The 14,833-nt window shown below is 53.0% G+C and carries 9 protein-coding genes; 3 read left to right on the top strand and 6 right to left on the bottom strand.

The features are described from left to right. Window positions 1–81: 81 nt before the first annotated feature. Window positions 82–804, bottom strand: a complete 723-nt coding sequence (locus HFP08_RS01535) for a GntR family transcriptional regulator (protein ID WP_168118740.1) — start codon at window positions 802–804, stop codon at window positions 82–84. A gap of 205 nt (window positions 805–1,009) precedes the next feature. Between HFP08_RS01535 and HFP08_RS01530 the strand changes: the two genes are divergently transcribed. Continuing rightward, on the top strand, window positions 1,010–3,343 hold the full coding sequence (locus HFP08_RS01530) for a helix-turn-helix domain-containing protein (RefSeq protein ID WP_240941000.1): 2,334 nt from the start codon (window positions 1,010–1,012) through the stop codon (window positions 3,341–3,343). Between the two features lie 70 nt (window positions 3,344–3,413). Here the strand turns inward: HFP08_RS01530 and HFP08_RS01525 are convergent, their stop codons facing one another. The 4 genes from HFP08_RS01525 to HFP08_RS01510 form a co-directional block, all read right to left on the bottom strand. After that, on the bottom strand, window positions 3,414–6,542 hold the full coding sequence (locus HFP08_RS01525; protein WP_168118739.1) for an alpha-mannosidase: 3,129 nt from the start codon (window positions 6,540–6,542) through the stop codon (window positions 3,414–3,416). Window positions 6,543–6,677: 135 nt separating this feature from the next. Beyond that, window positions 6,678–8,285, bottom strand: a complete 1,608-nt coding sequence (locus HFP08_RS01520) for a type 2 periplasmic-binding domain-containing protein (RefSeq protein WP_168118738.1) — start codon at window positions 8,283–8,285, stop codon at window positions 6,678–6,680. Between the two features lie 149 nt (window positions 8,286–8,434). Further along, window positions 8,435–9,346, bottom strand: a complete 912-nt coding sequence (locus HFP08_RS01515; protein ID WP_168118737.1) for a carbohydrate ABC transporter permease — start codon at window positions 9,344–9,346, stop codon at window positions 8,435–8,437. A gap of 15 nt (window positions 9,347–9,361) precedes the next feature. Continuing rightward, window positions 9,362–10,315: an ABC transporter permease gene (locus tag HFP08_RS01510; protein ID WP_168118736.1), complete on the bottom strand. Its 954-nt coding sequence runs from the start codon at window positions 10,313–10,315 to the stop codon at window positions 9,362–9,364. A 371-nt stretch (window positions 10,316–10,686) separates the two neighbouring features. On the opposite strand from HFP08_RS01510, the gene HFP08_RS01505 reads away from it, so the two are divergent. Then, entirely contained in the window at window positions 10,687–11,967 is a 1,281-nt protein-coding gene (locus HFP08_RS01505; RefSeq protein WP_168118735.1) for a glycoside hydrolase family 125 protein, read from the top strand. Between the two features lie 216 nt (window positions 11,968–12,183). On the opposite strand, the gene HFP08_RS01500 is transcribed toward HFP08_RS01505, so the two are convergent. Further along, window positions 12,184–13,431, bottom strand: coding sequence for a DUF4173 domain-containing protein (locus HFP08_RS01500; RefSeq protein WP_168118734.1), 1,248 nt, complete (start codon window positions 13,429–13,431; stop codon window positions 12,184–12,186). A 389-nt stretch (window positions 13,432–13,820) separates the two neighbouring features. On the opposite strand from HFP08_RS01500, the gene hprK reads away from it, so the two are divergent. Further along, window positions 13,821–14,735: an HPr(Ser) kinase/phosphatase gene (gene hprK, locus HFP08_RS01495; RefSeq protein ID WP_168118733.1), complete on the top strand. Its 915-nt coding sequence runs from the start codon at window positions 13,821–13,823 to the stop codon at window positions 14,733–14,735. Window positions 14,736–14,833: the final 98 nt, after the last annotated feature.

Raw genomic sequence — 14,833 nt, 5'->3', positions numbered from 1 at the left:
TTCCTAACATTATAGTAGATATAGCGAGCTTTGTCGACAGTAAATTCGCTTTCCCGTTGCGGCATGCCGAAGCGGCCTGCCTTATGTGTCGTAGCTTACCAAGTACGGCTGCAGCTCCGTATGGTAGTTGCCGATGCTGTATTCGACAAGCCGACCCTTGTTATCATAAGTTCGACGCAGCCTTACGAGCAGCGGAATCCCTGCCGGCACGCCGAGCTGGCTCGCCGTCTCGGCCGAAGCCATTCCTACCGAGAACGCGTCGCGAAAGTTGTCCAGCACGATTCCTTGCTCTTCCAGCAAATCATATAAAGACTCAAATCGCGGAACTCCCTCCTCCTGCTCCACTTCAGACCAGGCTGCTGCATTCAGATAATGCCGGATATGAATGTACGGCCGGTCATTCAGCACATACAGCCGCTCAATGAGAATTGCTTCCGAGCCCAGCAGGCGGTGCAGCTCCGTCCCTGGCTCCAGCAGCTCGCGCGCTGTCGAGATCAGCCGTTTCTCCAAGCGTTGCCCTTCCTCAACCAACAGCTCGGTAAACCGCTTGCCCTTGGAGAGACGCGAGATTGAAGCGTTAGTGAGGACGACGGTTCCGATGCCGCTTTTCCTCTCCACATAGCCTTCCTCCGCCAACTCCCGAATCGCGTTCCGGACTGTCATCTTGCTCACATTGAATTCCTTTTCCAGTTGCGGCTCTGGAGGGATATGACTGCCCTGCTGGTAGATCCCGTGCAGGATACGGTCTTTGACAACGTTCTTGATCTGCAGATACAACGGGCCTTTCTTGCGCGTAATATTCATACTGGCGCCTCCTACTCTTTCATCCTCGTAATCATCTCTCGATGCAGCCGTTTCAACCGCTTCTATTATTGCAATATATCAACAATAACTTAACAATACCTAGCAACCAAATAATTATAACGTTATAATGTTTAGAGAAACAATCTCTTAGAACTGGTTAATAACTGATTTGATAGACAAATTGAAATGATTCCAGGAGGTCATCGTGAAATTTCCCGTTACGACATCCAGTATGAAATCGGTCATCAGCTTCAATTGGAACCGCTTTAAGTCCAAATTGCTCGTTACCTATACAATATCTTACATCCTCATTTTTTTGGTTCCGCTTTCATGCGTTACTTTCATTATTTATCATAATGCAACATCCAATCTGCGCTCCGAGATTGAACAATCCAATGTCAACCAACTTAACCAAGTGAGACTCTCCATCGACAATCAGATGAACAACCTGCTGGAAACCGCCAATACCATTTCGTTCGACGAGCATCTAACTAGATTCATGATCTCCCATCCCTATTACAGCCGAGACGCTATCGCTTCGCTGGCACGCTACAAAACCAGCAACACGATGCTGGAGGAGCTGTTTCTCTACTATCGCGGCGACGATCGCATCTACTCCAGCCAGGGGATGACCGATCTCGATCTCGTCTTCAACGACATGTTCCGCTTCGAGCGCTGGCAGCCGGAGGAAATTAAGAAGGCGCTCAACGAAACCGCGATTACCACCGTGCGTCCAGCCGAATATGTCACAATCAGCTCCCGCAAAGAAAACAAACTGGCTATGCTTGTCCCGATCAAAACCAACGATTCTTCTCCTTACGGGACCCTTCTCTTTATCGTGAAAGAAGAACAATTGACAGGCGTCATGGATTCGATTTTGAATGACTTCTCCGGGAGCAGCTATATTCTGTCCGCCACTGGCGAAGTGATGACGGCCAAATACCGGGGCGATGCCTTGCAAGGCCATGATTTAACGGCGCTGGCCAAGCTTGAACCCGGCATTCACAGCACGGTGATGGGCGACGAACGCTACTCGGTCGTCACCGTCAAGTCCGGAGTCAACGGCTGGACCTATGTCACGGCCATTCCCAGCTATCAATTTTTCGAGCAGGTTGGCCAAATTCGTACAATCATCCTGCTCGTCTTCATGATAACGGCGCTGGTCGGCATCGCCGCTGCGACGCTGCTTGCCAGACGGCAGTACCATCCGATTCGCGATTTGCTGGAATTTGCTTCCCTGCAAGACGGCGTCAAAGAGACAACGAAGAGCCGCAACGAATGGGATTGGATCAAACAAACGATTCATGACTTCCACGCCCGCATCGACATGCAAGAGCCGTTCGTTCGCAATCAATGTCTCATGCTGTTGTTCAAGCACGGCAAACCGGATGATCCGGAAATCGAGCGAATGATCGTCCAGTCCGGGCTCAAGCTTCCCGAGCATGCCTCTTGCTTCACGATGATTCTCAGTCTGGACGAGCATAGCCGTGACGAGCAGTCGTGGGAGGAGCAGCGGGCTCTTCTCGCCTGGCTCAATCAGTTGGATTTGTCCGAGCTGAATGCCAGAATCTACGGTGTGGAATTCTCCGTCACCCATGAGCTCGCCCTTATGGTAACACTGCTTCCATCCCAGGAGGACGACGAGGCGAGGCTTGTCAACAGGATCGTCGACGAGCTCTGCAAACGAATGGAAGAACGGTTGACCAGACATCCTGTTCTAGGCATCGGCACCGTATACGACGACCTGTCCGGACTGAACCAGTCCTTCCTCGAAGCGGCCTCTGCGCTCGAACAGCGAAACCTGACGCTCGGCGGTCCTATCGCTTACTTCGAGGAGTTGACAGAGCCTGCGGCAGCCGACAGCGGCGAGAGCTATTGGATTCCGAAGAAATCGCTGCTCAAGCTGGAGCAAAGTCTGAAGCAAGGCAATGAATCCACCGCGCTCCAATTGATTGCGGGCATGATGGGCAAGCTCAAGCGAGAGAAGCTATCGGCCGGCTTGCTGCGCTGCTTATGCTTTGACATGCTGAACTCTCTGCTGCGGACTGCCGCCGAGCTTGGCATGGACGAGGTGCATGGCGAAATTTCTTCACTGCACAGCTTCGAGACGCTTGAAGGACTGGAGAACCGGCTCAGCTCCCTCGCGATTCAAATCTGCAGCGCAGCCACGCATCAAACCGAGACCGCGCAGCCTGCGCTTATGGATGAAATTGTCGCTTACGTCTCGCAGAACTATGCGGACTATACGATGAGCCTGGAGCATATTGCTCTCAAATACGATACCTCCACCTCCTACCTGAGCCGAAGCTTTAAGGAGAAGACAGGCCTCAACTTCACCCAATTCATCTGGCAGTGCAGGCTCAAGGAAGTCATGAGACAGCTTGTCCGCACCAGTGCGCCGCTCAAGGAAATCATCGAGCGGGTCGGTTACCTCGATGCTCCGAACTTTATTCGAAAGTTCAAGAAGGAAACCGGCTGCACGCCGGGTCAATATCGCAAATTGCACAGCGCAGGCTTCACGGTCACGGAAAAAGAATGAAAAACGCCCGCAGGTCATGCCTGCGGGCGTTTTTGCCTGAAAGATTCAGACGTATTCCTGAATTCGAAGGTTATTGACTCTGCGCAAGCGCGTTTTCCGTCCATTTTATCGTCTTCACTTCATAGGGTCGGAACGTAAGAGTGAGCTTCCCGTCATCTGCAGTCAGCGAGCCGGTCTCATCCTCAAGGAGATTGACCTGGGAGATGCGCGCCGACTCTGGCAACCCCTGCAAAACAGCCTCAGCACGGCCGCCTCCGGACTCGTACATGCGGATAATAGTTCCGTTGCCGTCCTCGGCCTTCTTGATTGTATCGAGCTGTACATGGTCGCTCTCGAAGGCCAGCCAGGCATGCGATGCGCCCCGAAGCCCCGGATGGGGTTCGGCAGCAACAGCCTGCAGCGGCTCGTTCAAATCCGCCGCTTCTCGAACGACCTTGCTCTGACGCCAGTCTCCCCCATGCGGATAGAGCGAGTAGGTGAACGCATGCCGGCCGCGGTCGGCATGCTTGTCCGGCCAAGCCGGCGCTCGCAGCAGCGTGAGCCGCATTACGCTTCCATGGATGTCGTAGCCGTATTTGCAGTCATTCATCAGGCTGACGCCATAGCCGTTCTCCGACAAATCGGCGAAGCGGTGCCCGCATACCTCGAACTGCGCCTGCTCCCAGCTTGTGTTGCGATGAGTAGGTCGCGTAAGAGCGCCGAACGGAATTTCGTAGGTCGCCCGAGTCGCCAGAATGTCTACCGGGAATGCCGCCTTCAATACTTTGTAGTCCTCCTGCCAGTCTACCCTGGTCACGAAATCGACACGGCCGGTATGCTTGTAAAGCATAAGCTCCTGTTCGACGAAGGAGCGGCCGATGCGCCAACGGAAGCGCAGCAGGTCGAGCGTCTCGCCCCGCACCGTCGCGGAACTCTCCAGCAGCTCGGCCCGATCGGCGGGCTGCTGCTCAAAGCGGGGATCAAGATCCCAGGCATCCCATTCTACCGGAGTATCATCGAATAGCTGCAGCTCGTTGGCCCGTTCACCGTCCGGGATCAATTCGCGGCCCTCGGACTTGTCCAACCAACGGATAATCTCGCCGCTCTCGTTGAAATGCAGCAGCCAGCGGTCGGTTTCCCAGACATCAGGCAATGCGATGACGCCTTGGTCGTCCGTCCCGGAAACCGATCGTTCCGCCTTCGGACGCAGCCAGATGACGCGGCAGCCAAAGCCCGGCACATCCCGCACTTGAACAGCCAGCTTCATCAAGTCCTTCTCCTCCTCGCCCCTCCATGCGTCGCTCGGCAATACACCACTCTCGTCCCAGACCTCCATGTCTGCCAGACGGCTGTCGCCTTCAAGCAGGACGATCCCGGTCCGATTCCAGCCCTGACTGTTAAAGACGACGTAAGGCTTGCCCTCTCCCTCGGTGTTCATCTCTGCCGCCAGCGTCGAAAGCCCCTGGTCAAGCGCCTGTTCACCGAGCTGAAATACCCGCTCGTATTGCTCCCTGGAGGTGGCGTATACTTCGGATATGGCCGTGCCGGGGATAATATCATGAAACTGGTTGAGCAGAATGAGCTCCCAACCTTCTTCCAAGCCGGCCGATGCTGCGAAATTCGCTCCGTTAAGCTCGGCGAAGCGACTCCAAATTTCCGCCTTGCGGTACAGTTGCTCCGCTTTGCGGTTGCCGCGCTTGTTGTAAGCATGCGTGGTAAGAGTGCCTCTATGCAATTCCAGGTAGAGATCGCCATGCCACTCGGGAAGCGAGGGACGTGTCCGTCCGATCTCGGAGAAGAAGGCCTCCGCTGTAGAGAAGCGGCAGGACGGCTGTCCGATCATCAGCTCCGCCCGCTCGATATTTTCCAGCATCTCGTGTGTGACGCCGCCCCCGCCATCGCCATGTCCATACAGAAGCATTAATTGTTCATGGCTGTCCTTATTGGCGTTGGCCCCCCAGTGGCGCTGCACGTCAAGCGGCCGCGTATGCTCATTCAACCCGTGGTTCTGGTACGCCACGATCGAAGTGCCGTCGATTCCGACCCAGTTGAACAAGGTGTGAGGAAACGTATTCGTATCGTTCCAGCCCAGCTTGGTGGTCATGAAGTAATCGATGCCGGCCTGCTTCATAAGCTGCGGCAGCGAAGCACAGTAGCCGAAGGTGTCGGGCAGCCACTCGATGATCGATCTCTTGCCGAATTCCTTCTCATAGAAGCGCTGTCCGTAGAGAATTTGTCTCACGAGCGACTCCCCGGAAGGGATATTGAGATCGGGCTCGACCCACATGCCCCCGACCAGCTCCCAGCGCCCCTCGGCCACGCGCGCCTTGATTCTCTCGTACAGCTCCGGATAATACGCCTTCGTGTAGGCATACAGTTGAGGTTGGCTTTGCGAGTAGGCGAAATCGGGATATCGGTCCATTAGCGCGCAGATGGTAGAGAAGGTTCGGCCGACTTTGCGCTGGGTTTCCTTAAGCGGCCATAGCCATGCTACGTCGATATGCGACTGACCGACCATGTGCATAACGCCGTCGCGGCCTTCGGGAGACTGCTCCCGGGCGGCGGCCTCGCGGAGTCTTTGCTCCGCCAAGGCTACGCGCTCCTCTTCCAGGAGCCGTTCCGACTGGGGATACAAAGCGTCCATCGTCCGCTCCAACGCCCGCTCCAGGCGTATTCGGCGCATATCGGTCTCTGGCAGCAGCACTATTGCCTCAAGCACCATTTTTGCGGAATGCAGTAGGCTATAGACCGGTCGATTAATCAGCGCGAGCGCGAATTCGGCGCTTTGCATCGACGGCCGGACCCCAGCTTGATTATTAAGCGCGTCCACCGGCTCGGGGAAGGGATCGAACAGCTCGATATCCAACTGCAGACTCTTCTCTTTCTCCTCGGGCAGAGGGATGAACCAGTGGTTGCGGTCAAGGCCGTGGTAAGGCGCTCCGTCAATGCGAAGAAGACCTTCGCCGGTTCCATCATACAACAATGCCGTATCTTCCTGCGGCCAGTCCGTGGGCACAGTCAGCGACGTGCGGAGGAAGTAGGTCGTGCCCGCTCCTCCCGTAAGACGGCCAATCGAGCGTTCCTGCTCTTCCCCGGCTGTCTCTTCGTATTCACCCTGAGCCATGTAACGGGTTTCTCGAACGGACCAATTGTCGATCCTTCTCTTCTCCTCCCACTGTCCGCTTTCAAGAAATTGAATAAATCGCGTAAAACGTTTCATAAATTTCTCCTCCTGCTCCTGGCAGGTATTTCATATATCCCGCCGTCTGGTGAATAGAAAACTCTCCGACGGTAAAGGCCCGGAGAGTTTATGATTAGATGAAGTCGTTCAGCGGATCGATGAAGCCGTTAGTGCTTAATTTGCTTTCCAGCGGTCATATGCCGTTTGATAAATCTCGGCCATGCGTTCGCCGCCCATCTTTTTAATTGTGCCAACATAGCTGTCCCAATTGGCAATCGGCTCTGCGCCCGTTACGAACTTGGCTTCCATCTGACGTACATATGTGTTGAGATCGGAAGTCATCGTCGTCACCTCGGCTTGTTCTTCCTCCGTCAGGAACAGCACAGGGTACGGTATGCGCGCTCCCCGGTCGAGAAGCTTGGTCTTCGTTTCGTTCGCAATCCAGTCGTCCACTTCGCCCAGCAAACCGTTGTCGATCTCGGGAAGATTGATCGTCGGCGCCGGAATGCCGTAGTTCGGCGTAATCTTGGAGCGATATTCCTCGCGGTCTCCACCGTCAGGAACAGGCAGGTATTCCTTCACGTAATTTTCTTTGTCTGTGTATTGCCACAGAATGCCTTCGGGGCCTTTGTTAAACATCGTCGCGCCTTCTATCGAATACGAATAGTCGATCCAGCGCATGGAAGCCTCTGGCGACGGATTCGTGTTCGAAATCGCGAACGCACCGGTGTTAATGCCCTTGTTCTTGGCGATAGCCGGCTTATCCGCGAATTCGCTCGCCACCGGGCTGAACATCGGGTCGGATGTATTGGGCTCTTCGCCCATCATCTGGAAAGCTGTCCAGGCCGAGAACAAGCCCACCTGGTTGTTGCGAGCCTTGGCCTCGCGTTGCTCTGACGTCTGGGAGAAGCTCTCGTGATCCAGCAGATCTTCGTTCCATAGACGGTTCATATACGTCAGGTATTCCTTGTAGCCCTCTTCCATCGGGGTATAGTGAACTTTCTCATTGTCGTCGACATATATTTCTTCTTCATAGATACCGAAGGCGCCAAGCAGCCAGGTGCGAATATCGCGCAGGCTATTGCCCGAAGCAGCCGCAGAGGACAACGGAATTTCATCGGCTTTGCCGTTCTTGTTCGGATCCTCTTCCTTGACCCGTTTCAAGTACGTATACAGCTCTTCGGTCGTTTCCGGGAGCTTGTCCATGCCAAGCGCCTTCAGGAAATCGCCGTTATACCACAGCGGATTGCGATACCAGGGCTGATTGAATTCAATGACAGGCAGCGCGTAGATGTGACCGTCGGGCGCGGTAATCGATTTGCGGATATCCGGGTTCTCGTCGAGAACCTTCTTGACATTAGGCGCATAGCTCTCAATTAAATCCTCAAGCGGTACGAGAATGCCCTGTCCGCCGTAATTCATCTGCTCCGCCGGCGTCAAGCCCGCCGCATAGAAGATATCAGGATAAGTGCCGCTGACGAACACAAGGCTTTTCTTTGTTTCGAAGGAATCCTTGGGCGCATTCTGGAACTCCATATGAATGCCCGTAAGCTTCTCCATCTCTTCAAACAGCGGCATCTTGTCCCAAGACTGGATACCGACATCCGGTCCCATCATCGTGAGCGTCATAGGCTCGCTGACGATAGGAAAACCTTCCTTGCTTACGTTATCCGCGGATAACTTGTTCCCGCTTTCATTCCCTGCCGAGCTGCAGCTGGACAGCGCTCCGGCGAGCATAACGCCTGCAAGCAGCAGACCCAATCTTTTTTTTGCCGTTTTCATGCCAAGCTCCTCCTTTTGATATCATACTAATGTTTTTTATAATAAACGAAGATAAGAGATTTCCCCAAAAAGCGAATGCTTCATGCCTCTGAATAGAACGTTTTCAGCTTTAAGGAAAGAGCCCTGTCTTCGATTATTCTTGAACAAATTCAACCTTTGACCGAACCGATCATCACGCCTTGCACGAAATAACGCTGCAGGAACGGATACACCGCGATAATGGGCAGCGTAGATACAATGATGACGGAGTACTTCACAAGTGAGGCGACCTCCGCCTTGGAGGCTGCCAGCTGCGCCATATCGCCGCTCAGAGCCGCCCCGTTCGCCTCTGCGCCCATCTGCTGGAGCACGAGAATTTGCCGAAGCACCAGCTGCAGCGGGAACATGGTATTGTCATTCAGATAGATCAAAGCGGGGAAATAGCTGTTCCAGTGCGAAACACCGTAAAAAAGAGCCATAACGGCGATGATCGGCGCCGACAGCGGCAGCACGATTCGAATGAATAATCTCATATTGGTGCAGCCGTCGATATGCGCCGCCTCCTGCAGCTCCTTGGGAATCGTGGACTGGAAGAAGGTGCGAGCTACGATGATGTTCCACACGGATGCGGAGACCGGCAGAATCAGCGCCCACATCGAATTAATCATGCCGAGATTCTTCACAACCAAGTACGTCGGCACCAAACCGCCGCTGAAAAACATCGTTATGAGAATTACAATCATAAAGAAATGCCGACCGAAGAAGTCGCTGCGGCTCAGCGCATACGCAGCCGGCAATGTCACCGTCAAATTAATCAAGGTTCCGATTAAGGTGTAGACGATCGTGTTGCGGTAGCCCACCCAAATCTGGGCGTTCTCGAACACCAGCTTGAAGCCTTCGAACGTCAAGCCCTTGGGCAACAGCCACATCTCGCCGGAGTTCACGTATTTCGGCGTACTGATGGATGCGCTGAGCATGTAGATCAACGGGTAGAGCACGACAATGAGCGCTGCCGTCAAGAAGAGATAGACCAGAACAAGAAAAATCTTGTCTCCTTTTGATTCTTTCATTGCAGTTACCATCGAAATAACCTCCTATTACCACAAACTGTTGTCGCTGGTCTTTCTGGCGATTCGGTTGACCGTTATAAGCAGGATTGCATTAACCACGGAGTTGAATAAGCCTACTGCCGTAGAGAAGCTAAGCTGATTGTTCAGCAAGCCCGATCTGTACACGAAGGTCGATATGACGTCGGAGGATTCGATGTTCAACGAGTTTTGCAGCAGCAGGATTTTCTCATAGCCTACACCGAGGATATTGCCCACGTTCATGATCAGCAGAATCGAGATCATCGGGATAATCGTAGGGATATTAATATGAATCATTCGCTTGAAGCGGCTTGCGCCGTCGACGATCGCCGCTTCATGCAGTTGAGGATCCACCCCCGACAGCGCTGCCAGATAGATAATGGTTCCCCAGCCCGCGCTTTGCCACACGCCCGATATGACGTAGACCGTCTTGAACCATCGCGGATCCTCCAGAAACGATGCCGGTTCTATGCCGATCCATTCGATTAGTCGAATCAGAATGCCCGAGGAGGGACTCAGGAACGTGATGATCATCCCGGCCATGACCACGATGGAGATGAAATGAGGCGCATAAGTAACCGTTTGCACGCTTTTCTTAAAATAACCGTTTTTGATTTCGTTGAATGCCAACGCCAGTATAATCGGCAGCGGGAAGCCAACTGCCAGCTCATACAGACTAAGGCTGAATGTATTCCACAGCAGATCCCAGAAATAGTACGAATTGAAAAATCGTTCAAAGTGATTGAACCCAATCCAGTCGCTTCCGGTTATTCCTTTGGTCGGCAAGAAGTTTTTGAAAGCGATCTGAACGCCGTACATCGGTACATAATGAAAAATAATGAAATACAACAAACATGGTGCAATGAACAGGTAGAGCTCCCAATTCCGCAACACTCTTCGTCGCCAGAAGCTCTTGTTCGTTCCCTGCTTAGTCTGAAGCGTTTGCGCCTGACTTGCCTTCAAATCGTATCTTCTCCTTTCCCTTGGCTCGGCCCTTCTATCGTCTCATCATGACGGAGGCCGATTCCCATAAGCGAGCATGTCCTCAGCCGACTTGCCCGGCCCATACGTTAAATTGTAGGAAACGCAGAAGGCCGTGGAAATATGTCAGATGTGCATTGTCATGCCAAAAAGCCCTGTCACGCCAAGCGCAACAAGGCTTTCAGCCGTTTATGCAGAAATGCCGAATTGTCATTATTCGAAGCAAAATATGTTGGATTTCACCCCTGTACCGTCATCAAATGATACATATTGCGCTGCGTTTCGAGGTGTGCCATTCTTTTGGGGACCACCATTTATTGACCCCACTCATATCCACAGGAGGCTGACCATCTATGAACGTACCCGCATCCATAACCCGTTACCTTGATCAAGCCGAAGAACGTTTGGCACATCGGCCCAAGCTGCAGCGGCTGTTCCGCAACTGCTATCTAAGTACGCTCGAGACAACGACCAAGCTGCTCGATGACGGAACAACCTTCGTCTTCACCGGCGACATTCCGGCGATGTGGCTGCGTGACTCCACCGAGCAAGTTCGCCACTATATGCCGCTCGCCAGAGAGGATGAGGAGCTGCGGCGCATTCTTAGAGGGCTGATTGACCGGCAGATGTTCTATCTGACCATCGACCCCTATACGAACGCTTTCAATGAAGAGGCGAGCGACGCGCATTATCGCGCAAGCGATGATTGCGATCTGAATCCCTGGATGTGGGAGCGCAAGTACGAGCTTGATTCGCTCTGCTTCCCGATTCAGCTGTTATTCGACTATTGGCAAGAAACCGGGCGCACCGATGCGTTCACCGATACCTGCTACCGGGCTCTCACCTCCGCCGTTAATGTTATGATAACCGAGCAGCGTCATATGGAACGATCGCCTTACCATTTCATCCGCGAAACCCAACAGGAAACCGAAACGCTGCAAAATGAAGGCCGCGGACTGCCCGTGAACTATACCGGCATGACCTGGTCCGGTTTCCGTCCTAGCGACGATGCTTGTCTGTTCGGCTACAATATCCCGAATAATATGTTCGCCGCAGTCGTGCTCGGACATATCCGCCGGATCGCCAGCGAGATCTTCAAAGACGAACGGCTGGCCGAGCGGGCTGAGAAGCTTCGCAAAGAGATCGACTTCGGCATCCGCGCCTACGGCATCGTGAACCATCCCAAGCATGGCCCCATCTATGCCTATGAGACGGACGGCTACGGCAATTACTGCCTGATGGATGATGCCGGCACGCCGGGACTTATCTCAATCCCGTATATCGGCTATGTCGGAAGGAATGATCCTGTCTATCAGAACACGCGGCGGTTCGCGCTAAGCTTTGACAATCCGTTCTACTTCGAAGGCAAGCATGCGCGCGGCATCGGCAGCCCGCACACGCCGGGCGGCTATGTCTGGCATATGGCGATCTCCATGCAGGCACTCACTTCCGATAACGACGACGAGATTCGCGAGCTGATCGACATGCTGGTGAACACCGACGCCGATACCGGCTACATGCACGAGGGCTTTAACCCCAACGACCCGAAGGACTTCTCTCGGCCATGGTTCGCTTGGTCCAACAGCCTGTTCGCCGCTCTCATCGTCATGGCGATGGAACGCGGACTGGTATAATAGCCTGAAAGAATCATTATGCCAAAGTCATAGGAGTCTGATACGATGTCATTAATTAACGAGAACCGAAACGCTAGATTATGATCGTTTAAAAGGGGATATCGACGCCCGAAGCAGCCAACCGCTCGCAGCCGCCATTCAGACGCCGAAGATCCATCAATTTCACCAATATATGGACAGGCTTGCGGCCGATGCTTGACTTTTTCGAGTAGAGGACTAATCAAACAGCAGAGGAAACGAGAAAGCAACGACAGCCGCCCATAAACCATAGATCGGCAAATATTTCGTGACGGCATTTTGGATGACCGACGGGCCTGTTTCTTTTTTGAGAAAACGGATATAAGCGAGCAGAATCCAAATCAGATTGGCCCATATCAGAATGTTCGCGCCTAATACCGCAATGCGGTTGGGCGTAATCCCGTATGAGCTCAGTCTGAACGCCATAGCCGCCAGCGCCACGCTGTCAATGACTAGCGCCAAAGCAATGAGCGCGAAGTTAATCCCGTCCGGGAGACTCCGCTTCTCATTCGCTCCTCGTTCGGTAATCGAGAAGATTGTGACAGCCAGCACGAGAAGGAGAATCCCGTTAAAGACGATGAGAAAGTCTCGATCCATGAACGGATTTTCCCCAGCGACTGTTACCGTGATGAGATAGATCGTCAGCGTAGCCAGCACAAGCGGACTGAAAATCCGCGCAATATGCGGCGCGATATCCTTCGCCAGCTTCAAATTTCCCGAAATAAGATGCGCTGCCACGATGGCAAGAGCCGCGGCGCCGAAGCAAACGACATTTTCAAAATATAACTGAGAAATGTCCATGCCGGCTACCCGGAACAACTGCACGGTTAACCCCGTTAGAAGCATTCCGCAGATTGCCATGCAGGCATATAAAATCGCGAATTCTCCATTGAATTTGAGAAACGCCAATCTGCTGCTGCCAAGACGATAATCATCTCCCGCATAGGCTATGCCCACGAGCATCCAAAGCAATATGGGGAGATGAATGTATGCGAGCAGCACACTATCCGTCTGCTCGAGCGGCAATAGATTCAGATAAATGCCGGAGACCAGGAACGAGGCTGCAAGGATATAGATGTTCGTTCTGCGCGGCCGATGCTGGACGAGAAAATATAGCGCCATCACGGGAAACACCGCAAATGCAAAATTTACAGGAGATATCGCCTCTCGTTCGACAAAGTGCAAAATCAATCTGGCGCATATTCCGGCCAGCAGCGCGAGAATGCCCATCACATAGAAATTGTTGTGGAGCAAGGGTCCTTTCGTCGGCTCGACCGGTTCTTTGTAATGCAATCTTTCATTCCACACGGCCAATACAGGAGAATCAGGCTTTCGTTCCCAAGCCGCTGCGAACGAGTCTCGGAACGCATCTGGCTCTGCTCGAAACCATCTCTCGAGCTCATGAGGGCTGTTTAATTTCTCCAACACAATATTGTTTTCCTTCATCGCCTTTCCTCCCTGCTCCAGCGAATCCTTGCTTCTGTCTGCCAGAATATCACCGGTTGGTTATTACGTGTGTACATACCCCATTCGGCACTTCGAACACTCTGGTGGTTGATTAATTCGAGTATAGCATAAATTTATTGTTTATCAACAAATTATTATTGATTTTAAATATATCATTTTCGTTATGCGCTTTTCACAACAAATGGTTTATTCATCGATTTTTCCAGGCCTGCTAGGACTCTAATAAGGAGAAGAGCGCAATGCCTCCCGCAATCATTGGCCTCGAATGGCACATCCTGAGCTTGCGCGCAGGAAAACACGCTCTCTCCGTAGAATAATACATGGGATTGTCTATATTGGACGCAATGGAATGAAGGAGGTTGCCTCTGGTGAAAAGCATTACCGTTCAAAATCTTGCCAATCAATTCAAACTGGAGATCGTGGCGGGCGCCGAATGTCTGGATCGGGAAATCTCGCGTTCGAGAGCGCACCGACCGGGGCTGGAATTCGTCGGATACTTTGAGTTTTTCCCAATGGAACGGGTTCAGATATTGGGGCGCAAGGAAATTAACTATCTGCTGCAGTTGAGCGTAGAGGAGCGTTTGCTTCATATCGGCAATATTGTCAAATACCACCCGCCCTGCTTCATTGTAACGGCAGGTCAGCAAGAAATTCCTTATCTGATGAAATTTTGCGACGAAGAGGGCATCCCTTTGCTGCGAACGCCAGACTCGACCGTGGAGTTCATAGCCAAGCTGGACGGTTACCTGATGAAGGCGCTGGCGCCGGAGCAGTCGATTCATGGCGTATGCGTGAACGTATCCGGCATCGGCATCTTGCTCAGAGGCAAATCCGGCGTCGGCAAGAGCGAAACGGCTCATACGCTTATCCGCAGAGGTCATCGGCTCGTCGCGGACGATATCGTCGTGCTGAGAAAGCTTGGCCCTGCCTTGCTGCTTGGGTCGCATAACGAGACGACGCGAGAATTTCTCGCACTGCGCAGCGTCGGCTTGATCAACGTCGTCCGCCAATACGGCCGTAGAGCGTTCCAGGACGAGACGCGCATCGTACTCGACATAGAGCTGACAACCTGGCGGGAAGGGGATCTCAGCAACGCGTTGGAGCTCGAGCCGCGATTTACCGATTATATGGGCGTGCAAGTTCCGCATATGCAGATTCCCCTGCAGCCCGGCCGCGATGTCGCGGGACTGATCGAGGCGGCGGCGAACAACTGGTATTTGAAGCAGAACGGCTACAGCGCCGCTGAGGAGTTCATGGAGCGAATTCAGAATGCTATGGAGTAGTAACTTGGATTGACTGATAGAAATTCAGCCAGTTCCATACGAATAGACCGCCACGAACGTGGCGGTCTATTCGTATGGATTGATTCATCGTTGCGGAT

The sequence above is a fragment of the Paenibacillus sp. HB172176 genome, from assembly GCF_011947265.1.
In the GTDB taxonomy this organism is placed as follows: domain Bacteria; phylum Bacillota; class Bacilli; order Paenibacillales; family Paenibacillaceae; genus Pristimantibacillus.
This window is presented reverse-complemented; position numbering and strand designations above follow the sequence as displayed.

Bases quoted from the DNA above. Each gene is read 5' to 3' on its own strand.
- HFP08_RS01535 (WP_168118740.1), bottom strand. From the start codon at position 804: ATGAATATTACGCGCAAGAAAGGCCCGTTGTATCTGCAGATCAAGAAC.
- HFP08_RS01525 (WP_168118739.1), bottom strand. From the start codon at position 6,542: ATGAAACGTTTTACGCGATTTATTCAATTTCTTGAAAGCGGACAGTGG.
- HFP08_RS01520 (WP_168118738.1), bottom strand. From the start codon at position 8,285: ATGAAAACGGCAAAAAAAAGATTGGGTCTGCTGCTTGCAGGCGTTATG.
- HFP08_RS01515 (WP_168118737.1), bottom strand. From the start codon at position 9,346: ATGGTAACTGCAATGAAAGAATCAAAAGGAGACAAGATTTTTCTTGTT.
- HFP08_RS01505 (WP_168118735.1), top strand. From the start codon at position 10,687: ATGAACGTACCCGCATCCATAACCCGTTACCTTGATCAAGCCGAAGAA.
- HFP08_RS01500 (WP_168118734.1), bottom strand. From the start codon at position 13,431: ATGAAGGAAAACAATATTGTGTTGGAGAAATTAAACAGCCCTCATGAG.